General features: G+C 68.4%; 18 protein-coding genes. All 18 read left to right on the top strand.

Annotation, left to right across the window (positions count from 1 at the left end):
* Positions 1–94 precede the first annotated feature (94 nt).
* The 18 genes from LG3211_RS03965 (at position 95) to glpK (ending at position 23,753) form a co-directional block, all read left to right on the top strand.
* A complete protein-coding gene (locus LG3211_RS03965; RefSeq protein ID WP_057941689.1) occupies positions 95–679 on the top strand; it encodes a YbhB/YbcL family Raf kinase inhibitor-like protein in 585 nt (194 codons plus the stop codon).
* A gap of 355 nt (positions 680–1,034) precedes the next feature.
* Positions 1,035–3,608, top strand: coding sequence for a bifunctional aspartate kinase/homoserine dehydrogenase I (gene thrA, locus LG3211_RS03960; RefSeq protein WP_083512297.1), 2,574 nt, complete (start codon positions 1,035–1,037; stop codon positions 3,606–3,608).
* Complete coding sequence (locus tag LG3211_RS03955) at positions 3,605–4,597, top strand: homoserine kinase (RefSeq protein WP_083512296.1); 993 nt, start codon at positions 3,605–3,607, stop codon at positions 4,595–4,597. The genes thrA and LG3211_RS03955 overlap by 4 nt, the downstream gene beginning before the upstream one ends.
* 193 nt (positions 4,598–4,790) lie before the next feature.
* The gene (gene thrC / locus LG3211_RS03950) at positions 4,791–6,086 is read left to right on the top strand and encodes a threonine synthase (RefSeq protein ID WP_057941687.1); all 1,296 of its coding nucleotides are present in this window, start codon (positions 4,791–4,793) and stop codon (positions 6,084–6,086) included.
* Positions 6,087–6,252: 166 nt separating this feature from the next.
* Complete coding sequence (locus LG3211_RS03945; RefSeq protein WP_148648736.1) at positions 6,253–6,822, top strand: hypothetical protein; 570 nt, start codon at positions 6,253–6,255, stop codon at positions 6,820–6,822.
* 473 nt (positions 6,823–7,295) lie between these two features.
* Complete coding sequence (gene ilvD / locus LG3211_RS03940; RefSeq protein ID WP_057941685.1) at positions 7,296–9,029, top strand: dihydroxy-acid dehydratase; 1,734 nt, start codon at positions 7,296–7,298, stop codon at positions 9,027–9,029.
* Between the two features lie 57 nt (positions 9,030–9,086).
* Positions 9,087–10,112 carry a ketol-acid reductoisomerase gene (gene ilvC / locus LG3211_RS03935; RefSeq protein WP_057941684.1) on the top strand — a complete coding sequence of 342 codons (1,026 nt, stop codon included), beginning with the start codon at positions 9,087–9,089 and terminating at the stop codon, positions 10,110–10,112.
* On the top strand, positions 10,112–11,866 hold the full coding sequence (gene ilvG / locus LG3211_RS03930) for an acetolactate synthase 2 catalytic subunit (protein ID WP_057941683.1): 1,755 nt from the start codon (positions 10,112–10,114) through the stop codon (positions 11,864–11,866). The genes ilvC and ilvG overlap by 1 nt, the downstream gene beginning before the upstream one ends.
* A complete protein-coding gene (locus tag LG3211_RS03925; RefSeq protein ID WP_036111253.1) occupies positions 11,850–12,086 on the top strand; it encodes an ACT domain-containing protein in 237 nt (78 codons plus the stop codon). Before ilvG ends, LG3211_RS03925 begins: the two co-directional genes overlap by 17 nt.
* Before the next feature lie 239 nt (positions 12,087–12,325).
* Positions 12,326–13,114, top strand: coding sequence for an aminotransferase class IV (locus tag LG3211_RS03920; RefSeq protein ID WP_057941682.1), 789 nt, complete (start codon positions 12,326–12,328; stop codon positions 13,112–13,114).
* A 2-nt stretch (positions 13,115–13,116) separates the two neighbouring features.
* The gene (locus tag LG3211_RS03915; protein WP_083512294.1) at positions 13,117–14,265 is read left to right on the top strand and encodes a threonine dehydratase; all 1,149 of its coding nucleotides are present in this window, start codon (positions 13,117–13,119) and stop codon (positions 14,263–14,265) included.
* Positions 14,262–15,848 carry a 2-isopropylmalate synthase gene (locus LG3211_RS03910; protein WP_057941681.1) on the top strand — a complete coding sequence of 529 codons (1,587 nt, stop codon included), beginning with the start codon at positions 14,262–14,264 and terminating at the stop codon, positions 15,846–15,848. Before LG3211_RS03915 ends, LG3211_RS03910 begins: the two co-directional genes overlap by 4 nt.
* A 184-nt stretch (positions 15,849–16,032) precedes the next feature.
* Positions 16,033–17,457, top strand: coding sequence for a 3-isopropylmalate dehydratase large subunit (gene leuC, locus LG3211_RS03905; RefSeq protein ID WP_057941680.1), 1,425 nt, complete (start codon positions 16,033–16,035; stop codon positions 17,455–17,457).
* The gene (leuD, locus tag LG3211_RS03900; RefSeq protein ID WP_057941679.1) at positions 17,457–18,101 is read left to right on the top strand and encodes a 3-isopropylmalate dehydratase small subunit; all 645 of its coding nucleotides are present in this window, start codon (positions 17,457–17,459) and stop codon (positions 18,099–18,101) included. The genes leuC and leuD overlap by 1 nt, the downstream gene beginning before the upstream one ends.
* Positions 18,091–19,179 (top strand): 3-isopropylmalate dehydrogenase, encoded by a 1,089-nt coding sequence (leuB, locus tag LG3211_RS03895; RefSeq protein ID WP_057941678.1) that lies wholly within the window; start codon positions 18,091–18,093, stop codon positions 19,177–19,179. Before leuD ends, leuB begins: the two co-directional genes overlap by 11 nt.
* Positions 19,180–19,606: 427 nt before the next feature.
* Positions 19,607–21,130: a glycerol-3-phosphate dehydrogenase gene (gene glpD / locus LG3211_RS03890; RefSeq protein WP_057941677.1), complete on the top strand. Its 1,524-nt coding sequence runs from the start codon at positions 19,607–19,609 to the stop codon at positions 21,128–21,130.
* A 280-nt stretch (positions 21,131–21,410) separates the two neighbouring features.
* Entirely contained in the window at positions 21,411–22,130 is a 720-nt protein-coding gene (locus tag LG3211_RS03885; protein WP_222837570.1) for an MIP/aquaporin family protein, read from the top strand.
* Positions 22,131–22,247: 117 nt separating this feature from the next.
* Positions 22,248–23,753 (top strand): glycerol kinase GlpK, encoded by a 1,506-nt coding sequence (gene glpK / locus LG3211_RS03880; protein WP_057941675.1) that lies wholly within the window; start codon positions 22,248–22,250, stop codon positions 23,751–23,753.
* Positions 23,754–23,780: the final 27 nt, after the last annotated feature.

The raw sequence follows: 23,780 nt of genomic DNA, 5'->3' as shown, positions 1-23,780 counted from the left end.
CGCCCGAAGCTCGCGCAAAGCCCGCCGAACTCGCGCATCATGTGGGCACGATCCGGACCGTCGTATCGCGTCGCCCTTTCATGGAATCCATCGCATGAACACGCTGCACCGCCATATCGCTTCGCTTGCCCTGTCGCTGCTGGCGCCGCTGGCGCAGGCCGCCGACTTCACCGTGGAAAGCCCCGACCTGCGCGAAGGTCAGAGCATCGACAACGCCTTCGTGCACAAAGTCCTGGGCTGCAAAGGCAGCAATACCTCACCGCGGTTGGCGTGGAGCAATCCGCCGGCCGGCACCCGCAGCTTCGCGGTCACCGTGTACGATCTCGACGCACCCGGCGGCAGCGGCTTCTGGCATTGGCTGGTGGTGAACATTCCCGCGAAAGCCAACCTGCTCGATCACGGCGCCAGCACCGCGGGCCTGCCGGCCGGCGCGTTGCAGATCCGCAACGACTTCGGCCAGGCCGGCTACGGCGGCCCGTGTCCGCCGCCGGGCAAGCTGCATCGTTACGAATTCACGGTGTGGGCCTTGAAGATCGACAAGCTCAAGATCGAGCCCAGCGCCGGCGGCACGCTGGCGGCTTTCATGATCAAGCAGAACGCCCTGGGCCAGGCCAAACTCACCGCGCCGTACGAGCGTCCGCAGGCCGAAGGCAAAAATTCCCCGGCACCGGCTCGGTGACCTGCGCGCATATCGCCGCCCGGCGGCCGCATCGCGCCGGGCGCCGGGCGCCGGGGCCTTCGCACCCGCCCGCACAAATCTTCATCGCCCCTCTTGACGCGCCGCACAACGGCGCGGTATTGCTAGCCCATGCACCCCGCCTTCGCCATCGCCCGCAACGTATCGACCCAGCCGCTCGGCCGGGTATCGAGCGTATGGTCGATGTCGATTACCACTACCGGTACCGGTACCACCTCTTCAGGGGTGCGGACGGGCGTGTCCAGCTAACAGACCACGCCGCTCCGCACCCGAATCCGGGTGCGGGCTGGCCGCCCTACCCCGGACCGGAACGCGGAGCTCCAACAGGAGCTTCACCATGTCGTCCGCCCCGCCCCAAGCCGCTTTCGATGCCCAGCCCGATGCGGCCGTGGCTGAAGAACCCCTCGCCAGCGACCTCGACGCGCCCGTAGCCGCCGAACCCGTCGCCCCGGCCCGTCATACGCATAAATTCGGCGGCAGCAGCCTCGCCGACGACGCCCGTTATCGCGTCGCGGTCGGCCTGCTCGACGACGGCTCGCGCGAAAGAGTGGTCGTGGTCTCGGCGATGCAGGGCGTCACCGACGCGCTGGTCGCGCTGGTCTCCAGCGCGCTCGACGGACAGGACTGGGCGCCGGCCTGGGCGGTCCTGCGCCGGCGCCATGTCGAAGCGGCGCAGTCGCTGGACCCGCACGACCGCCACGGCACAATCGAAGCGATCGAAGCCGAATTCGCGCGCTTGCGCGAAACCATCGACGGCCTGCGCACGCAACCCGACGACACCTTGGCCGCGGCGCTGCCGGGCCTGGGCGAAGTGCTTTCTTCCTACCTCATGCACGCCGCGCTCGGCGGCGACACCGCGGGCTGGACGCGGCTGGACGCGCGCGACGTGCTGGTGGTGCATCCGGGCGAAATGGGCGTCGGCGTGGACTGGGCGCGCAGCCGCGAAAACCTCGATGCCTGGCGCAAGCAGCACCGCTCGCGCGATGTGATCGTCACCGGCTTCGTCGCCCGCGATGCGCACGGCCGCGACACCACGCTCGGCCGCAACGGCAGCGACTACTCGGCGGCGATCTTCGCCAATCTGTTCGACGCCGACGCGCTGACCATCTGGACCGACGTCGACGGCGTGCTTTCGGCCGATCCGCGCCTGGTGCCCGACGCGGTCTGCCTGCCATCGATGTCGTATGCCGAAGCCTGCGAACTGGCCTACTTCGGCGCCAAGGTGCTGCACCCGCAGACGCTGGCGCCGGTGCAACAGCGCGGCATTCCGCTGCGCATCCGCAACACCCGCAATCCACGCGCGCCGGGCACCTTGATCAGCCTGCGCCCGCAAGCCGACGGCAGCACGCCGGTGAAGGGGCTGAGTCTGGTCCACGATCTCGCCGTGCTGGAACTGGTCGGCAACGGCATGGTCGGCGTGCCCGGCACCGCCGAGCGCCTGTTCGGCGCGCTGCGCGGCGCCGGCGTGTCGGTGACGATGATTTCGCAAGGCTCCTCGGAACATTCCATCTGCGTGGTCGTGCGCGCCGATCAGGCCGCGCGCGGACGCGACGCGATCGTCGCCGCCTTCGCCGACGCCATGGCCGACGGCCAGACCCAACACGTCACCGTCACCCCGGACATCTGCGTGCTCGCCGCGGTCGGAGACGGCATGGTCGGCCTGCCGGGCGTGGCGGCGCAGTTGTTCGACGGGCTGGCGAAGGCGCGCATCAACCTGCGCGCGATCGCCCAGGGCGCGGGCGAACGCAACATCTCCGTGGCGATCGCCGCGGGCGACGCCACCCGCGCGCTGCGCGCCGCGCACTCGGCGTTCTGGCTGTCGCCTCAGTGCATTTCGATCGGATTGATCGGCCCGGGCAAGGTCGGCCGCGCGCTGCTCGCGCAACTGGCCGCGGCGCAGCCGCGCCTGCAGCGCGATGCGCGCCCGCAGTACAAGCTGGACCTGCGCCTGCGCGCGATGGCCGACAGCCGGCGCATGCATCTGGCGCCGCGCGCGATGGCCTTCGAAGACGCCGGCGACAACTTCGCCGCCGACGCCGAAACGCTGGACCTGGAACGTTTCGCCGCGCACGTGCGCGCCGAGCACATTCCGCATGCGCTGATCGTCGATTGCAGCGGCAGCGACGCGGTCGCCGCGTATTACCCGCAGTGGATCGCCGCCGGCATCCACGTGGTCACGCCGAGCAAGCACGCCGGCGCCGGCCCGCTGGCGCGTTACGAGGCGATCCGCGAGGCCTCGCGCAACGGCGGCCAGTTCCGTTACGAAGCCACCGTCGGCGCCGGCCTGCCGATCATCCAGACCCTGCGTTCGCTGCTCGACACCGGCGATGAGCTGACCGAGGTCGAAGGCATCCTGTCGGGCACACTGGCATGGCTGTTCAACCGCTACGACGGCCAGACCGCGTTTTCCGAACTGGTGCGCGAGGCGCACGCGCTGGGCTACACCGAGCCCGATCCGCGCGACGACCTGTCCGGCACCGACGTCGCGCGCAAGCTGGTGATCCTGGCGCGCGAAGCCGGGCGGGCCCTGTCGCTGGAGCAGATCGAAGTCGAAAGCCTGGTGCCCGAAGCGCTGCGCGGCGTATCCAAGGACGAATTCTTCGAGCGCCTGCATGAACTCGACGCGCCGTTGCAGCAGCGTTTCGATGCCGCGCGCGCCGCCGGATTGAGCCTGCGCTACATCGCCCGGCTCGATCGCGACGGCCGTGCCAGCGTCGGCGTGGTCTCGCCGCCGCCGGGGCATGCTTCGCTGCACGGCGCCCTGACCGATAACCTGATCCAGTTCCGCACCCGCCGTTACGCGGATAATCCGCTGGTCGTGCAAGGCCCCGGTGCGGGGCCGGACGTCACCGCCGCCGGTGTGTTCGGCGACATGCTGACGATCGCGCAAACCCTCGGAGCCCGCGCATGAGCGCTGCGTCACCTTCTTCCCCCGCCCGCTCCGACGACGCGCAAGTGCCCTCGGCGCAGCAGGTGCGCGCGTTCGCGCCGGCCAGCGTCGGCAACATCGGCGTGGGTTTCGATGTGCTCGGCCATTCGATCCAGGGCCCGCGCGATGTCGCCACGGTGCGGCGCATCGCCGAACCGGTGGTGCGCATCCGCGCGATCCGCGGCGACGTGCCGGGCGCGGATTCGCTGCCGTTGCAGGCCGAGCGCAACACCGCCGGGCAGGCGTTGATCTCGTTGCGCGAAAAGCTCGGGCTGGCGCACGGGTTCGAACTGGAATTGGACAAGGGCATCGCGCTGGGGTCCGGCCTCGGCGGTTCGGCCGCGTCCTGCGTCGCCGCCTTGGTCGCGGCCAACGCCTTGCTCGCCCAGCCGCTGTCGCGCGAGGCCTTGTACGAGTTCGCGCTCGACGGCGAATCGGTGTCCAGCGGCAGCCGCCACGGCGACAACGTCGCGCCGATGCTGCTCGGCGGCGTGGTCATGGCGACTTCGACGCGGATGATCGCGCTGTCGGTGCCGGACTGGTTGTACGCGGTGGTGGTGCATCCGGATCAAGTGTTGGAGACGCGCCGCGCGCGCGCGGTGCTGAGCGATCCGTATCCGCTGTCGCAGGTGGTCAAGCAGAGCGCGCACCTGGCCTTGTTCCTGACCGGCCTGCAGCGCGGCGATGCGCAGTTGCTGCGCGAAGGCCTGGTCGATCTGCTGGTGGAACCGCGGCGCGCGCCGCTGATTCCGGGGTTCGCCGAGGTCAAGGCGGCGGCGTTGGAGCACGGCGCGCTGGGCGCGAGCATTTCCGGCGCCGGGCCGAGTTGTTTCGCGTGGTTCGAAACCAAGACCCAGGCGCAGATCGCCGCGGCGGCGATGCGTATCGCCTTCGCCGCCGCGGGTTTCGACTCGCGCGCTTACGTCACGCCGGTGGCGGGGCCGCGCGCGGAAGTGATCGGCTCGGTGTGATGGGGGCGTTGGTTGTGGTCAAAAGCAAATCCCCCCTAGCCCCCCTTTTTCAAAGGGGGGAACGCATTCGTGCGCTGGTGACGATCCCTCGCAACCCGCCTATCGCTTCCCCCCTTTGAAAAAGGGGGGCTAGGGGGGATTTGCTTTTCCGCCCAGCCCTCCAAAGCCTCTCCCCCCTCTGCGAGTCCATTCCATGAATTTCCTGAGCACCCGCGGACGAACGCCGCCCACCGCGATCGACCAGGCCTTGTCGGCCGGTCTCGCCCCCGACGGCGGCCTGTACGTGCCCGAACGTTTCCCCGCGCTGTCGCAACCGCTCGCCGCCGACGGACTGGACGCGACCGCGCACGCGATCCTCGCGCCCTACTTCGAACAATCGGCCTTGCGCGAATCGCTGCGCGAGATCTGCGCGCGCGCGTTTTCCTTCGACGCGCCGCTGCGCCCGCTGTCGCAACCCGACAACTGGCTGCTGGAGCTGTTCCACGGCCCCACCGCCGCGTTCAAGGACTACGCCGCGCGCTTTCTCGCCGAAGCCCTGGCCGGATTGCGCGAGGACACCGCCGCGCCCACGACGATCCTGGTCGCCACCTCCGGCGACACCGGCGCCGCGGTCGCCGCCGCGTTTCATCGCCGCCCGGGTTTCCACGTGGTCATCCTCTATCCCGACGGCCGCGTCTCGCCGCGCCAGGCGCACGGCCTGGGCTGCTGGGGCGACAACGTGCAAGCCTTGCGCGTGGACGGCGACTTCGACGCTTGCCAACGCTTGGCCAAGCAGGCGTTGTCCGACGATGCTCTGCGCGCGCAGCGGCCGTTGAGCTCGGCCAACAGCATCAGCCTGGGCCGGCTGCTGCCGCAGGCGGCGTACTACGCGCACGCCGCCAGTCGCCACTACGCCCAGCGCGGCGAGCCGCTGAACTTCATCGTGCCCACCGGCAACCTCGGCAACGCCTGCGCGGCCTTCGTCGCCAAGCGCATGGGCCTGCCGATCGGCGAGATCCGCCTGGCGACCAACGCCAACGACACCTTGCCGCGCTACTTCGCCGGCGCCGACTATCTCGCCCAGCCGACCCGGGCGACCTTGGCCAATGCCATGGACGTGGGCGCGCCGAGCAACTTCGAGCGGCTGCGCTATTGGCATCGCGACGACGCCGAACTGCGCCGCGCCACGCAGGCGCAGAGCATCGCCGACGCCGTCATCGTCGACACCATTCGCAATGCGCCGCAACGCCACGGCGTGGTGCCCTGCCCGCATACCGCGACCGGTCTGCATCTGCTGGAAACGCTGCGCGCGCAAGGCGACGAGCGGCCGTGGGCGGTGGTCGCCACCGCCCATCCGGCCAAGTTCGAGAGCATCGTCGAGCCGCTGGTGGGGCATGCGGTCGAGCCGCCGCCGGCGTTAGCCGAGTCGCTCGCCCGGCCGGCGTCCGCCGACGCGATGGCGGATGACTATGCAGCACTGCGTGAGTATCTGCTGGCCAGCGATCGTTGAACAACGCGAATCCGCACGCGCGCTGCAATCAGCGGCGCGTGCGTCGCATCCGGCTCTTCATGCGAAAGGAGTCAGCGCCAGCACCGCTTCCATGACCCCGGCTTCCTGACCATGGCCCAGCGACATCGAATTTGCGCGCGCAACCGGACCGTCCAGACGCTGCCGTATGATCCTCGCCGCCGCGCGGCCGTCGCCGCATGCGAGCGCAACAGGGGGTCATGTGAAACGAGTCAACAAGCAATTCATTACCGCGACTATCGCCCCGCTATTGGCGCTGGCCGGGTGCGTCACATATCAGCCGCCCACCGCCGAAGGCTCCGCCACGCTGTCGATCCGCAACCCCTCCGACACCATGCGTTTGTACCCACGCACCTTCGTCGACGGGCGCACCTGTTCGGGTGGCCGGATGGTCGGCATGTCCGGCTTGGGATTCGGCATGGGGCCCCGCGGCGACGCCGAATCCAAGATCGACGCGGGCAAGGAGTTCACCCTGAGCCTGCTCGGGCAGATTGCCTACGGCTACCCGAACCGCACCATCAGCAGTTGCACCGCGTTCGCCACCTTCGTGCCGCAGGCCGGCCAGCGCTACGTAACCGAACTGGCCAGCGGCTCGGGCGGCTGCCGGGTCGAGGTGTTCGTCGACCAGGGCGGTTCGACGCCCTTGCAGCCCGAACCCAGCCTGCGCTCACGCCGGCCGGCTGGCAGCGGCGACAAAGGCGGATGCCTGCCTGATTAAGCGCAGCCGTCGGCGCCGTCAGTCAGGCCGAGCCACGGACGTTGCAAGCCCGGGTCGCAATGGGCGATCCGGCAATGGCGAGCTGTGACGCGCTATGCGAGTTGCGCTGGTTGCCGACGAAACTATTGACAAGCGCCGAACCGACATGCTCTTCTCGACCCCATGACGCAGCGCAGCAACCACCCGCAGACGACTTCGCTCCAGGCCGCCAAGGCCTCGAACGACGCCGCGCGCGTCTTGCTCCGCCTTGCGCCCGCAATCGCCACGACCATTCTCGTACTCGTACTTATTACCGGGTTTATCAGCGCGGGAAGCGGGTTCGTGTAGAAAAACACACAACCCAAGGTCGAAAGAACCTGAACCCCGCGCCCAAAAGGCGCGGGGTTTTTCGTTTTACGGCCCTGGGTTCCTGAAAACACCGCACGCGGACGTGCGGGCACTGCGAAGGATTCGCAGCAAAGGAATCGCCGTTCGTGAGAAGCAACGCCATCAAGCAAGGCCCGGCCCGAGCCCCCGCGCGCGCGATGCTGCGCGCCACGGGCCTGGACGACGCGGCCATCGCCAGACCGCTGGTCGCCGTCGTCCACACCTGGTCCGACGTCTCGCCGTGCAACATCACCCTGCGCGATCTGGCCCAGCATGTGCGCCGCGGCGTGCACGACGGCGGCGGCACGCCGATCGAGTTCAACACCATCGCCGTCACCGACGGCATCGCGATGGGCACCGACGGCATGCGCGCGTCGCTGGCTTCGCGCGAAACCATCGCCGATTCGATCGAGCTGGCCGTGTCCGGCCACTGCCTGGACGCGATGGTGCTGCTGGTCGGCTGCGACAAGACCATCCCGGCCGCGGCGATGGCCGCCGCGCGCCTGGATATCCCGACCGTGATCCTCTACGGCGGCACGATCATGCCGGGCCATTGCCCGTCGAAGAAAGGCCAGAGCGACGACAAGCCGCTGACCGTGCAGGACGTGTTCGAAGCGGTCGGCGCGCATTCGGCCGGGCGCATCGACGACAGCGAACTGCATCGCATCGAATCGCACGCCTGCCCCGGTGCCGGCGCCTGCGGCGGCCAGTTTACCGCCAACACCATGGCGATGGTGCTGACCTTCCTGGGCTTGTCGCCGCTGGGCTACAACGACATCCCGGCGATCCACGAAGACAAGCCCGAAGCCGCGCGCCTGTGCGGCGAACTGGTCATGCAGCAACTGCGCAACGGCGGCCCGACCCCGCGCGCGCTGCTGAGCGTGGATGCGCTGCGCAACGCCGCGCGCGCGGTCTCGGCCACCGCCGGTTCGACCAACGCCGCGCTGCATCTGCTGGCGATCGCGCACGAAGCCGGCGTCGCCTTCGACCTGGAAGAGTTCGAAGCCGCCGCGCATACGCCGGTGATCGCCGACCTGAAACCCGGCGGACGCTACACCGCCGCGGAAATGTTCGAATTCGGCGGCGCGGCGCTGGTGGCGCGCGAGCTGAAGACGGCCGGTCTGATCGAGGATATTCCCACGGTCACCGGCCGTTCCTTTTTCCAGGAGCTGTCCGAAGCGGTGATGGCCGATGTGCAGGACGTCGTGCGTCCGGTCAACGATCCGATCAAGCCGCGCGGCGGTTACTCGATCATCTACGGCAACCTGGCGCCGGAAGGCTGCATCCTCAAGCTGGCCGGCCACGGCCGCGAACATTTCGAAGGCCCGGCGCGGGTGTTCGATTCGGAAGAAGCCGCCTTCGCCGCAGTGCAGGCGCGGCAGATCCAGGCCGGCGACATCGTGGTGATCCGCTTCGAAGGCCCCACCGGCGGCCCGGGCATGCGCGAAATGCTGGCGGTGACCGCGGCCCTGGTCGGCCAGGGCCTGAGCAACGACGTCGCCTTGATCACCGACGGCCGCTTCAGCGGCGCTACGCACGGCTTCATGGTCGGCCACATCTCGCCGGAAGCCGCGCACGGCGGGCCGATCGCGCGCCTGCGCGAAGGCGACCGCGTCAGCATCGACGTCAAGACGCGCAAGTTGGAGGTCGCCGCCGATCTGTCCTCGCGCGAACCGGCGCGGATCGCGCCGCGCGTGACCACCGGCGTGCTGGCCAAGTACGCGCGACTGGTCGGCTCGGCCTCGCAGGGCGCGGTGACCGCGCCCGGCCCGCTGCAATCGCCGCCGGCGAAAAGAATCGAAGCCACCCTGATCGAAGAACCCGCAACCGAACCCGCCTGATCGCCACTCACCACTCACTCCTCTCAACTCGTTCCTCCCCTTCCCGAGACCACAGACATGACAGCAACGAGCTTCCGCCCCAAGATCGCCATCGTCGGCTACGGCAGCCAAGGCCGCGCGCACGCGCTCAACCTTCGCGATTCCGGCTTCGACGTCACCGTAGGCCTGCGTCCGGGCGGCCCGACCGAGCTGAAGGCCAAGGCCGACGGCTTCACCGTCAAGACTCCGGCCGAAGCGGTCGCCGAAGCCGAGCTGGTCGCGGTGCTGACGCCCGACATGGTTCAGCCGCAGCTGTATCGCGATGTCATCGAGCCCAACATCAAGCAAGGCGCCTGCCTGCTGTTCGCGCACGGCTTCAACGTGCATTACGGCCAGATCGCGCCGCGCGCCGATCTCGACGTGGTGCTGGTCGCGCCGAAGGGCCCGGGCGCGCTGGTGCGCCGCGAATACGAAATCGGCCGCGGCGTGCCCAGCGTCTATGCCGTGCATCAGGACAAGACCGGCCGCGCGGAAGAGTTCGCCCTGACCTACTGCGGCGGCATCGGCGGCGCGCGCCAGAACGCGATCAAGACCACCTTCAAGGAAGAGACCGAAACCGATCTGTTCGGCGAACAAGCCGTGCTGTGCGGCGGCGCGACCAAGCTGGTCCAGGCCGGCTGGGAAACCCTGGTCGAAGCCGGTTACCAGCCGGAAGTGGCCTACTACGAATGCCTGCACGAACTGAAGCTGATCGTGGACCTGTTCTACGAAGGCGGCGTCACCCGCATGCACGAGTTCATCAGCGAGACCGCGCAGTACGGCGCGCTGACCCGCGGCACCTACATCGTCGATGACCACACCAAAGCGCAGATGCGCAAAGTCCTGACCGAAATCCAGGACGGCACCTTCGCCAGGCAGTGGATCGCCGAATACGCCGCCGGCAACGCCAACTACAAGGCGCTCAAGCAGGGCGATCTGGAGCACCCGATCGAAGCGGTCGGCAAGAAACTGCGCGCCAACATGAAGTGGCTGGACAACGCGCCCAAGGCGCAGACCGCCGCTCCCGCCGCCACACGCGGCGAACGACAGGAAGAGGCTGCCTGATGAACGGTGCCCGCTGGCTGGTGCAAGCACTGGCCGCAGAAGGCGTCGACGTTCTGTTCGGTTATCCGGGCGGCACGATCATGCCTTTCTACGATGCCCTGCACGGGTCGGACCTGAAGCACATCCTGGTCCGTCACGAGCAAGGCGCGGCTTTCGCGGCGAACGGCTACGCCCGTGCCAGCGGGCGAGTCGGCGTTTGCGTAGCCACTTCCGGACCCGGCGCGTCCAACCTGGTCACCGGCATCGCCGATGCAATGCTGGACTCGGTGCCGATGGTCGCCATCACCGGTCAAGTCGCGACCACGCTGATGGGCACCGATGCGTTCCAGGAACTGGACGTGTTCGGCATGACCATGCCGATCGTCAAGCACAGCTTCATCGCGCGTAAGGTCGATGACCTGCCGCGCATCGTCGGCGAAGCCTTCCGCCTGGCGCGTTCGGGCCGCCCCGGCCCGGTGCTGATCGATCTGCCCAAGGACGTGCAGAACCAGGACGCCTCGCATCTGCCCGCGCACGTGCCGCTGCCGACCGATCCGGTGCCGGCCGCGGCCGACGCTGCGTATCACGAAGCCGCCGCGCTGATCGCGCACGCACGCAAACCGCTGGTGTACGGCGGCGGCGGCATCGCCCTCGGCGATGCGGTCGAATCGTTCCGCGCCTTCGTCGAGGGCAGCCAGATTCCGTCCGTGCTGACCTTGAAGGGACTGGGCGCGCTGCCGGCCGATCACGCCCTGAACCTGGGCATGCTGGGCATGCACGGCAACCGCGCGGCGAATCTGTCCGTGCAGGAATGCGATCTGCTGATCGTGGTCGGCGCGCGTTTCGACGACCGCGCCACCGGCAAGCTGGACGAGTTCGCGCCGAATGCGCGCGTGGTGCACATGGATCTGGACGCCTGCGAGATCGGCAAGCTGCGTCACGCCGACGCCGCGGTCAACGGCGACCTGCGCCGCTCGCTGGACGCGCTGACGCCCCCGGTCACCGCGCAACTGCAGGCCCGCAACGGCGCCGCGCGCCGCGCCTGGCGCGACACCTGCCTGCAGCGCAAGCGCGAATGCGCGCCGCGCTACGACGCACCCGGCGAAACCGTGTACGCGCCGGCCCTGCTGCGCCGCCTGTCGGAACTGGCGCCGGAAGCCATCGTCTCGTGCGATGTCGGCCAGCATCAGATGTGGGTCGCGCAGCACTGGCAGTTCAACGATCCGCGCAAGCACCTGACCAGCGGCGCGCTGGGCGCGATGGGTTTCGGCGTGCCGGCCGCGTTGGGCGCTCAGCTGGAAAGCCCGCAGGCGCAGGTGATCTGCGTCAGCGGCGACGGCTCGTTCCTGATGAACGTGCAGGAGCTGGCGACGATCGCGCGCTATCGCCTGCCGGTGAAGATCGTGCTGCTCGACAACCAGGCCCTGGGCATGGTCCGGCAGTGGCAGGAACTGTTCTTCGAACGCCGCTATTCCGAGATCGACCTGTCCGACAACCCGGACTTCTGCGCGCTGGCCGCCGCGTTCGGGGTCAAGGCGATGTATGTCGATCGCGCCGACTCGGTCGAGGAAGCGCTGACCTACATGCTGGAAACCCCGGGCCCGGTGCTGCTGCACGTGGCCATCGACCAGGCCGCCAACGTCTGGCCGCTGGTCCCGCCCAATCACAACAACGCGCAGATGCTCGACCCGGAAGCGGGCGACGCGGACGCCATCACCAGCCTCACGCCACCCACCACCGCCGAAAAGGAGGACGCCGATGCGATACCAGCTTGAACTGACCCTGCGCCAGGCCGAAGGCGCGCTGGCACGCGTATTGGGCGCCGCCGAACGCCGCGGTTTCCGTCCGCTCTCCGTGGACGGCGAAGCGCAACCCGACGGCGATCGCTGGCATCTGCGCATGACGGTGGAAGGCGATCGCGCCGACACCGCTTTGCAGAGCCAGCTCGCCAAGCTTTACGACTGTCTTGCCGTTGAGGTTTCTCCATGCAGCTGAACACCGAAATCGCTAATCAACCGGCCGCAACGGAAGCGGCGCATGGAGGCTTCGCGGCTTCCGCGGTTCGTGAGCGGGCTTATGCGCCCAGTCAGAGCGAGGGCAAGCCGACCGGATCCGGACGTTCTGAGTCCCATGCTCGGAGCGAAGTCCCGAATCCGACGGATCAACCCGTCATTTGGTTCGACGGAAATTTTATCGCCGGCAACGCTCCGGAAGCGCCGCTGACCACCCACGCCATGCACTACGGCACCGCGGTGTTCGAAGGCATCCGCAGCTATGCCACCGCCGACGGCGGCGCGGCGGTGTTCCGCCTGCCCGAGCACATGGAACGCATGCGCAAGGGCGCGGACATGTTCGGCATCGAGTTCGATGCCGAGCGCGCGACCCAGGCCACCCTGGCAACGCTGCGCGCCAACGGCCACCGCGACGCCTACATCCGTCCGCTGACCTGGATGGGCACCGGCAGCATCGGCCTGGACGTCGATCCGCTGACCCAGCACCTGATGATCGCGACGATGGCGAAAGTCGTGCATCTGGGCGGTGCGCGCACGCGCCTGACGGTGTCGCCGTGGAAGCGCAATCCGGCCACCTCGATGCCGCCGCTGAAGCTCAGCGGCGCCTACGTCAACTCGATCCTGGCCAAGCGCGAAGCCAAGCAGCGCGGCTTCGACGAGGCGCTGTTCACCGACGACAAGGGCTACGTCGTCGAATGCACCGGCGCCAACGTGTTCATGGTCAAGAACGGCGTGGTCACCTCGGTCGATCACCGCGACGCGCTGCCGGGCATCACCCGCGACACCATGATCGAGCTGTCCGGCGCGGAGTCTCGCGAAGTGACCCTGCACGAGCTGCTGGACGCGGACGAAGTCTTCGTCTGCGGCACCGCCGCCGAAGCCACCGCGATCGCCGTGCTGGATCGACGCGAATTCGGCGACAACCCGGTCACGCGCGAACTGGCGGCGCTGTACGGCCGCGTGGTGCGCGGGCAGGAAGCGCGTTACGCCTCCTGGCTGACCGCGGTCTGATCATGGACGGCGACGTAGCCCGCATGGCCCAAGTAAGCGCCGCCGACCTGTTGGCGGCGCAAGCGCGGCTGCGCCGCTACCTGGATCCCACGCCGCTGCACCACGCCGAACGTTTCGGCTGCTGGTTGAAGCTGGAAAACCTGCAGCGCACCGGTTCGTACAAGGTGCGCGGCGCCTTGAACGCGCTGCTGGCCGCGCGCGAACGCGGCGATCACCGCACCGTGATCGCCGCCTCCGCCGGCAACCACGCGCAAGGCCTGGCCTGGGCGGCGTACCGCCTGGGCGTCAACGCGATCACGGTGATGCCGCGCACCGCGCCGCAGACCAAGATCGCCGGCGTCGCCCACTGGGGCGCGACCGTGCGCCTGCACGGCGACACCTACGACGAAGCCAAGGCCTTCGCGATCGAGCTGGCGCAACAACACGATTACCGCCTGCTGTCGGCCTTCGACGATCCCGACGTCATCGCCGGCCAAGGCACGGTAGCGCTGGAACTGGCCGCGTTCGCCCCCGACGTGGTGCTGGTGCCGATCGGCGGCGGCGGCCTGGCCGCCGGCGTCGCGCTGGCGTTGAAATCCGAATTGCTGTCGGGCTCGGCCGCCGCGCGCCGCGTGCGCGTGATCGGCGCGCAGGTCGAAGGCGTGGACTCGATGGCGCGCGCGCTGCGCGGCGATCGCCGCCTGATCGAACCGGCCGCGACCCTGGCCGACGGCGTGCGGGTCAAGGACCCCGGCCGCCTCACCGAGCGCGTGCTGAGCACGCTGCTGGACGACGTGGTCATCGTGCGCGAAGCCGAGCTGCGCGAAACCCTGGTCCGGCTGGCCCTGGAAGAACACATCATCGCCGAGGGCGCCGGCGCCCTGGCGCTGGCCGCCGGCCGCCGCATCGCCGGCAAGCGCAAGTGCGCGGTGGTCTCCGGCGGCAATCTCGATGCCGGCGTGCTCGCGCGCCTGCTCTCGGAAGTGCGACCGCGCGCACCGCGCCGTCCGCGCCGCCGCACCCGCGACGCCGCCGGTCGCGAAACCGCAACCGTCGAGGCGGACATTTACAAGCTCGCCAACCTGTCATTCGAGCGCAGGGCCACGCAGCCCGACGCCGTCGTCGCAAACCATTCCCAGCATCCAGTCGTAACAGAGGAAATTCCCGCATGAACGACTCGCCCGGTCCGGTAACGCCCATTACCGAGGCCTCCCAACACGTCACCATCTTCGACACCAGCCTGCGCGACGGCGAGCAATCGCCCGGCTGCAGCATGACCGCGAGCCAGAAGCTGCGCTTCGCCCACGCGCTGTCGGAACTCGGCGTGGACGTGATCGAAGCCGGCTTCCCGGCCAGCTCCGAGGCCGATCTGGAAGGCACGCGCGCGATCGTGCGCGAAGTGCGCGGCTCCACCCTCGCCACCCTGGCGCGCTGCCATCCGGGCGACATCGAAGCCTGCGCGCGCGCGCTCGAAGGCGCGGCCAAGCCGCGCATCCACGTGTTCATCTCGACCAGCCCGCTGCACCGCCAGCACAAGCTCAACCTGGACAAGCAGCAGGTGCTGGAGCGCGCGGTCGCCGCGGTCGAGCAGGCGCGCCGCTATGTCGATGATGTCGAATTCTCCTGCGAGGACGCGCTGCGCACCGAGCACGAATATCTGGTCGAAGTGTGCAGCGCCGCGGTCGCCGCCGGCGCGCGCACCCTGAACATTCCCGACACTGTGGGCTACACCACGCCCGGCGAAATCCGCGCCTTGTTCGAATACCTGCGCGCCAACGTCCAGGGCGCCGACAAGGCGGTGTTCAGCGCGCACTGCCATAACGACCTGGGCCTGGCCGTCGCCAACAGCCTGGCCGCGATCGAAGGCGGCGCGCGCCAGGTCGAATGCACCATCAACGGCATCGGCGAACGCGCCGGCAACTGCGCGCTGGAAGAGCTGGTGATGGCGCTGCGCGTGCGCAACGCTTATTACGGCGCGACCACCCGCATCGACACGCGCCGGCTGGTGCCGACCTCGCGCCTGCTCTCGCGCATCACCGGCATGGTGGTCCAGCGCAACAAGGCCATCGTCGGCCAGAACGCGTTCGCGCACGAGTCGGGCATCCACCAGCACGGCATGCTCAAGCATCGCGGCACCTACGAAATCATGAATCCGGAAGACGTGGGCTGGGCCGAATCGCAGATGGTGATGGGCCGCCACAGCGGTCGCGCCGCCTTGAACGATCGCCTGCAGACCCTGGGTTTCAGCCTGGACGAAGCGCGCTTGAACACGGTGTTCGCCAGCTTCAAGGCCCTGGCCGAGAAGAAGCGCGAAGTGTTCGACGCCGATCTGGAAGCGCTGGTGCTGGGCGCCGACGCCAAGGCCGCGCGCGGCTATCGCCTGGTGCGCGCCCACGTCAGCACCGGCGTCTCCGACGGCAGCCTGCCGACGGCGAGCGTGCAACTGGTCGAACCCGACGGCTCCACCGTCAGCGAAGCGGCGGTCGGCGACGGCCCGGTGCACGCCTTGTTCGCGGCGCTGGCGCGCGCCACCGGCGTGGCTTTGCGCATCGACAGCTACAACGTGTCCAGCGTGACCACCGGCGACGACGCGCAAGGCCAGGCCAGCGTGACCGCGCGCGTCAACGGCGTGGAGCTGACCGGTTCGGGCACCAGCACCGACATCATCGAAGCCAGCGCGCTGGCTTGGCTGGAGGTGGCTAATCGGGTGCATCGCACGCAGCAGGCGCCGCCCAAACTCATCGCAACGGCCTGACTTGAGCCCCTCTCCCGCTTGCGGGAGAGGGGTTGGGGTGAGGGCCTTCGGCACCGACCGATAATGTAAGCAACAGCAAAGGCGCCCTCATCCCAACCTTCTCCCGCAAGCGGGAGAAGGAGCCAAGAACAAGAGCCGTACAACAACCGCTCCAGCCATAGCAGCCAAAGCAAACATCCAACCCATGACCACACCCACCACCTTGTTCGAAAAGCTGTGGAACGCGCACCTGGTATCGCCCGAAAGCGACACCGCGCCCGCCGTGCTCTACATCGACCTGCACCTGATCCACGAAGTCACCTCGCCGCAGGCCTTCGCCGAACTCGAATCGCGCGGTCTGTCGCCGCGCCGGCCCGACCTGACCAAGGGCACGCTCGACCACTCCACCCCGACCCTGCCGGCCGGCGCCGACGGCCGCCTGCCGTTCTTCACCGCCGAGGCCGAGCATCAGGTCGATACGCTGCGCCGCAACTGCGCGCGCTACGGGGTTGAGTTGTTCGATTACGACGGCCCACACCGCGGCATCGTCCACGTGATCGGCCCCGAACTCGGCCTCACCCAGCCGGGCCAGACCATCGTCTGCGGCGACAGCCACACCGCCACCCACGGCGCGTTCGGCGCGCTGGCTTTCGGCATCGGCACCAGCGAAGTCGGCCACGTGCTGGCCACTCAGTGCCTGCTGCAACGCCGCGCCAAGACGCTGGCGATCGAGGTGGAAGGCGAACTGGCGCCCGGCGTCGGCGCCAAGGACCTGATCCTGCACATCATCGGCGAGATCGGCGTCAACGGCGGCACCGGCCACGTCATCGAATACCGCGGCTCGACCATCCGCGCGCTGTCGATGGACGAGCGCATGACGGTCTGCAACATGTCGATCGAAGCCGGCGCGCGCGCCGGCCTGATCGCGCCGGATCAGGTCACCTACGACTATCTCGCCAAGACCCCGCGCGCGCCGCGTGGCGCCGACTGGGATCGCGCGCTCGCGCGCTGGAGCCAGTTCAAGACCGACGACGGCGCGGTGTTCGACCGCCACGTGCATATCGACGCGAGCAAGATCAAGCCGACGCTGACCTGGGGCACGCACCCGGGCCAAGTCGCGGCGATCGACGCGCGCCTGCCGCAGGCCAACGATCCCGACGAAGCCAAGGCGCTGGCCTACATGGGCTTCGACGGCGGCGCGACCATGGCCGGGCGTCCGGTCGATGTCGTGTTCATCGGCAGCTGCACCAACTCGCGTCTGTCGGATTTGCGCCAGGCCGCCGACGTACTGCGCGGCCGCCACGTGCATCCGCGCGTGCGCATGCTGGTGGTGCCCGGCTCCGAGCAGGTCAAGCGCGACGCCGAAGCCGAAGGCATCGACGCGATCGTGCGCGCGGCCGGCGCCGAATGGCGCGAGCCTGGCTGTTCGATGTGCATCGCCATGAACGGCGATCTGGTCGGCCCCGGCCAGTTGGCCGTGTCCACCAGCAACCGCAATTTCGAAGGCCGCCAGGGCAAGGGCGCGCGCACCTTGCTGGCCTCGCCGCTGACCGCGGCGGCCTGCGCGGTCGCCGGCCACGTGGTCGATCCGCGCGATTACCTCAACGCCGACGTCAAGGAGGTCGCGTGATGTCCGCTTCCGTCAATCCGCCTGCCAACACGGAAGGCTTCGTCGAACTGGTATCGCGCACTGTGGTCCTGCGCGAACGCAACATCGACACCGACCAGATCATTCCCGCGCGTTTCCTCACCACCACGCAGCGCAAGGGCCTGGGGCGTTTCGCCTTCAACGACTGGCGTTATCTCGCCGACGGCTCGCTCAATCCGGCCTTCGAACTCAACAAGCCGCACAACGCCGGCGCGGCGATCCTGGTCGCCGGGCGCAATTTCGGTTGCGGCTCCTCGCGCGAACACGCGCCGTGGGCCCTGACCGACCTGGGCCTGCGCGCGGTGATCAGCAGCGAGATCGCGGACATCTTCCGCAGCAACTCGCTCAAGAACGGCCTGCTGCCGATCGTGGTCGCGCAGGAGCTGCTGGACGAACTGCTGGAGCAACCCGGCATCGAGCTGCGCGTGGACGTGCGCACCCGCACTCTGCACTTGCCCGACGGGCGCGGCGTGCAGTTCCCGCTCGACGCCTTCGCCCAGACCTGCCTGATCGAAGGCGTCGATCAGCTGGGTTATCTGCTGCGCCAGATCGACGCCATCCACCAATTCGAACAACGCCGCGACGCGGCGGTTCACAGTCAACAGGAGCAACACCATGCGCGCTGACATCGTCGTGCTGAAAGGCGACGGCATCGGTCCGGAAGTCACCCACGCCGCGGTCGAAGTGCTGCGCGCGGTCGCCCGCCGTTACGGTCATCAATTCACCCTGCACGAGCATCTGATCGGCGGCGCCGCGATCGACGCCACCGGCGAGCCGCTGCCGGCGGCGACGCTGGAAGCCTGCCAGCGCGCCGACGCGGTGCTGCTGGGCGCGGTCGGCGGGCCGAAGTGGTCCGATCCCAAGGCCAAGGTCCGCCCCGAACAAGGCCTGCTGGCCCTGCGCAAGGGGCTGGGCCTGTACGCCAACCTGCGTCCGGTGCAGCCGCACGCGGCGACCCTGGGCGCGTCGCCGATCAAGCCGCATCTGCTGTCGGGCGTGGACATGATCGTGGTGCGCGAGCTCACCGGCGGCATCTACTTCGGCCAGAAGCAGCGCAGCGAAACCAGCGCCAGCGATCTGTGCGAGTACAGCGTGGCCGAGATCGAGCGCGTGGTGCGTCGCGCCTGCGAACTCGCGCGCGGCCGTCGCCACCATGTGGTTTCGGTGGACAAGGCCAATGTGCTGGAGACCTCGCGGCTGTGGCGCGAAGTCGCCACGCGGGTGGCGCGCGAGGAATTCCCCGACGTGACCTTGGAGCATCAGCTGGTCGATTCGATGGCCATGCACCTGATCGCCAAGCCGCGCGCGTTCGATGTGATCGTCACCGAGAACATGTTCGGCGACATCCTCACCGACGAGGCCTCGATGCTGGCCGGCTCGCTGGGCCTGCTGCCGTCGGCCTCGCTCGGCGAAGGCAAGGTCGGCCTGTACGAACCCATTCACGGCTCCGCGCCCGACATCGCCGGCCGCGGCATCGCCAATCCGTGCGGCACCATCCTGAGCGCGGCGCTGCTGCTGCGTTACTCGCTGGGCTTGAATGCGGAAGCCGAGTGCATCGAACAGGCCGTGTCCGCGGTCCTGGACGCCGGCGTGCTCACCGCCGACCTGGCCCCGGCCGGCGAAGCGGCGACGACGGCGGCGGTGACCGCGGCGGTGCTGGCCCAGTTGGAGTTGCCTTGCCAGGTAGCGGAGTTGCGGGACTGATTCGTCTGCGTCTTCCTTTCCGTTCCCGCTCGGCTCCCTCTCCCGCGAGCGGGGTGAGAGGGCGCTGCTTGCGAGCCATTGGCTCGCGCGCCATCGAACGCCCAAGCGCGCAGCGTTTGGGCAGGGGTGGGCTGGGGTGAGGGGCCGAGCGCTGGCAAGCGCCCAACCCCGCGCGCCCTCATCCGCCCTTCGGGCACCTTCTCCCGCCAAGCGGGAGAAGGATCTCCACACAATCTCCAGTAAGTCTGTACCCCTTCCCGACGCCCCACGCGTCGGGATTTTTTTTGCCCGCGCTTTGCCGACCCGGTCACCGCCCCCTCACCCATCATTGATGTGAACCCAGGCAACAATCGCCCGGTAACGCTATGCCATCATCCTGAAGCAACCTGGGTCGGCGACGCGCGGCCCGCAGCCAGACGCGGAGCGCATGACCGAGCAAGTACCCACGGCCGACCTGCTGATCGTCGGCGGCGGCATCAACGGCGCGGCGATCGCGCGCGACGCGGCCGGGCGCGGACTGTCCGTGCTGCTGTGCGAGCGCGACGACATCGCCTCGCATACCTCCAGCGCCAGCACCAAGCTCATCCACGGCGGCCTGCGCTACCTCGAACAATTCGAGTTCGCCCTGGTCGGCAAGGCCCTGGCCGAACGCAAGCGCCTGCTGCGCATGGCGCCGCACATCATCTGGCCGCTGCGCTTCGTGCTGCCGCACCAGCCGCATCTGCGCCCGGCCTGGATGATCCGCATCGGCCTGTTCCTGTACGACCGCCTCGGCGGACGGCGCGGACGCGGGCTGCCGGGGTCGCGCTCGGTCAACTTGCGCAAGCACATCGCCGGGCGGCCGCTGCAGGACGATTTCGTCCGCGGCTTCGTCTACTCCGACGCCTGGGTGCAGGACGCGCGCCTGTGCGTGCTCAATGCCATGGACGCCAGCGAGCGCGGCGCCACCGTGCTCACCCGCACCGCCTGCGTGTCGGCGACGCGCGGCGAACACGACTGGCAGGTGCAATTGCGCGGCGCCGACGGCGCGCCGCGCACGGTGCGCGCACGCGCCCTGGTCAACGCCACCGGCCCGTGGGCGGCGCGTTTTCTCGATGAAGTCGCGCATGTCCCGCACAACCACACGCTGCGCCTGATCAAGGGCAGCCATATCGTCGTGCCCAAGCTGTTCGATCACGACCACGCATACATCTTCCAACAGCCCGATCGCCGCATCGTGTTCGCAATTCCCTACGAACACGACTACACCCTGATCGGCACCACCGACGTCGATTACCGCGAAGACCCGTCGTCGCCGCGCATCGACCAGGCCGAAACCCAATACCTGTGCGAGGCCGCCTCGCGCTATTTCAAACGGCCCATCCGCCCCGACGACGTCGTCTGGACTTACAGCGGCGTGCGGCCGCTGCTCGACGACGACAGCGACCAGGCCTCGGAAATCACCCGCGATTACCTGCTCACCCTCGATCGCCAGGGCGCGCCGTTGCTCAACGTGTTCGGCGGCAAGCTGACCACCTCGCGCAAGCTCGCGGAAGAAGCCTGCGACACGCTCTCGCCCTTGTTCGGCGCGCCGCGTCCGGCCTGGACCGGCGGCGCGCCGCTGCCCGGCGGCGATCTGCCGGACGCGAACTTCGAGGCGTTTCACGAGGATTTCAGCCTGCGCCGGCCGTGGCTGCCCGACGCGCTGGCGCTGCGCCTGTGCCGCAACTACGGCAGCCGCGCGCTGCGGATCGTGGAGAGTTGCTCGCATCTGGAAGAACTGGGCGAACGGTTCGGCTCGGATCTGTACGCGGCCGAAGTGGATTATCTGATCGACTTCGAATGGGCGCGGACGGCCGAGGATATTTTGTGGCGGCGCTCGAAGCTGGGGTTGCGGATCGATGCGCAGGGGCAGCGTCGGCTGCAGGAATATGTCGCGATGAGGTTGGGGGGCGCGGATGGCGAGGTTTAAGAGGTGGCGCTCATTCGCCTTTGCTCGTCATTCCCGCGAAGGCGGGAATCCAGAGACTTCAGCGCCATCCCCCCAGGTCGTCATTCCCGCGAAAGCGGGAATCCAGTGCCTTTCGTGCGAGAACGTTTGAAGTCTCTGGATTCCCGCCTTCGCGGGAATGACGGTTTGAAAGAGGCACGGTAGTTCTTACTGACGTTGCAAAAAATTCCAGAAAGAAGCAACACCCACGCAAGACCCAAAACTAAAAAAGCACCACCAAGCACCAGGGAGATCCACCGCAATGGCCACACCGATGTCGCAATACCTCAGCGAGTTCATCGCCACCGGCATGCTGATCCTGCTCGGCAACGGCGTGGTCGCCGGTGCGCTGCTCAACAAATCCAAGGCCCAGGGCGCCGGCTGGGGCGTGATCACCGCGGCCTGGGGCCTGGCGGTGTTGATCGGCATCTACATCGCCGGCCCGACCAGCGGCGCGATCATGAATCCCGCGCTGACCATCGCGCTGGCCGCGATCGGCAAACTGTCGTGGGCCGTGGTGCCCGGCTTCGTGCTGGCGCAGATCGCCGGCGCCTTCGCCGGCGCGACCCTGGTGTGGCTGGCGTACCTGGCGCACTGGCGGGTCAGCGACGATCCCGCGCTCAAGCTGGCGATCTTCTGCACCGCCCCGGCGATCCGCGACACCAAGGCCAACGTGTTGACCGAAGTCATCGGCACCTTCGCCCTGACCTTCGGCGCATTGGCCATCGGCGCCAACACGCTCGCGCCCGGCATGGGTCCGCTCGGCGTCGGCCTGCTGGTCGTCGTGGTCGGCATGTCGCTCGGCGGCCCGACCGGCTACGCGATCAATCCCGCGCGCGACCTGGGCCCGCGCATCGCCCACGCGCTGCTGCCGATCGCCGGCAAGGGCGGTTCGGACTGGGCCTATGCGTGGGTGCCTGTCGTCGCGCCGATCGTCGGCGCTCTGATCGGCGCCTTCGCTTTCCAGGCGGCATACGGCTAGGAGTGAGTTTAGAGGAGTGAGAAGTGAGTAGAAGCCTTGAAGCTCGCTACTGCTACTCTCCCCTCGGCTCCCGCCTGCGCTCTTACTCACTCCTCTCCACTCACTCCTCCCCCAACCATGGACAAGTCCTACATCCTCGCCATCGACCAAGGCACCACCAGCTCGCGGGCGATGCTGTTCGATCGCGACGGCGCGGTAGTCGGCGTGGCGCAGCGCGAGTTCGAACAGATCTTCCCGCGTCCGGGCTGGGTCGAACACGATCCGCGCGAGATCCTCGCCAGCGTGCAGACCACCGCCATCGAGGTGATGACCAAGGCCCAGATCAGCGCCTCGCAGATCGCCGGGATCGGCATCACCAACCAGCGCGAAACCACGGTGGTGTGGGATCGCCACACCGGCCAGGCGATCCACAACGCCATCGTCTGGCAATCGCGCCAGACCGCGGCGATCTGCGATCAGCTAAAGGCCGATGGCTATGAACCGATGGTGCGCGAGCGCACCGGCCTGTTGATCGACGCGTATTTCTCCGGGACCAAGGTCAAGTGGATTCTGGACAACGTCGAAGGCGCGCGCGAAAAGGCCGAGCGCGGCGATCTGCTGTTCGGCACCATCGACACCTGGTTGATCTGGAACCTGTCCGAAGACAAGACCCACGTCACCGACTACAGCAACGCCTCGCGCACGCTGATGTACGACATCCACAAACGCCAGTGGTGCCCGGAATTGCTGGAGATGCTCGGCGTGCCGGCGTCGATGCTGCCGGAAGTGCGTTCCAGCAGCGAGGTCTATGCGCACACCGGTGCGCGCCACTTCTTCAATAACTCGGTGCCGATCTGCGGCGTCGCCGGCGATCAGCAGGCGGCGCTGTTCGGCCAGGCCTGTTTCGAAGCCGGCATGGCCAAGAACACCTACGGCACCGGCTGTTTCCTGCTGATGAACACCGGCGAGAAAGCGGTGCGTTCCGACAACGGTCTGCTGACCACCATCGCCTGGGGCATCGACGGCAAGGTCGAATACGCCCTGGAAGGCAGCATCTTCGTCGCAGGCTCGGCGGTGCAGTGGCTGCGCGACGGCTTGCGCATGCTCGGCAAGGCCGGCGATTCGCAGGCCTATGCCGAACGCGCGCGTTCGACCGAGGGTGTGTACTTCGTCCCGGCCTTCGTCGGACTGGGCGCGCCGTACTGGCGCAGCGACGTGCGCGGGGCGATGTTCGGGCTGACCCGCGGGACCAGCAAGGAGCATTTCATCCGCGCGGTGCTGGAATCGCTGGCGTATCAGACCCGCGACGTGCTCAGCGCTATGCAGGCCGATTCCGGGATCGAGCTCAAGGCCCTGCGCGCCGATGGCGGCGCGATCGCGAACGATTTCACCGCGCAGTTCCAGGCCGATATTCTCAACGTGCCGCTCAACCGTCCGCGGGTGAACGAGACCACCGCGCTGGGCGCGGCGTATCTGGCCGGATTGGCGGTCGGCTTCTGGGAAAGCCGCGAGCAGATCGCGCGGCAGTGGCAGGTCGAGCGCAGCTTTCAGCCGCAGATGCTCGAAGCCGAGCGCGAGAAGTTGTATGCCGGGTGGAAGCGGGCGATCGAAGCGACCTTGGCGTTCAGTGTCGAGCACGCCTGAGGTTTCCCGATCGGCCTGATCGCCCCG

The sequence above is a fragment of the Lysobacter gummosus genome, from assembly GCF_001442805.1.
Taxonomy (GTDB): Bacteria; Pseudomonadota; Gammaproteobacteria; order Xanthomonadales; family Xanthomonadaceae; genus Lysobacter; species Lysobacter gummosus.
The sequence above is the reverse complement of the archived record's forward strand: the minus strand, read 5'-3'. Positions and strand labels throughout refer to the sequence as shown.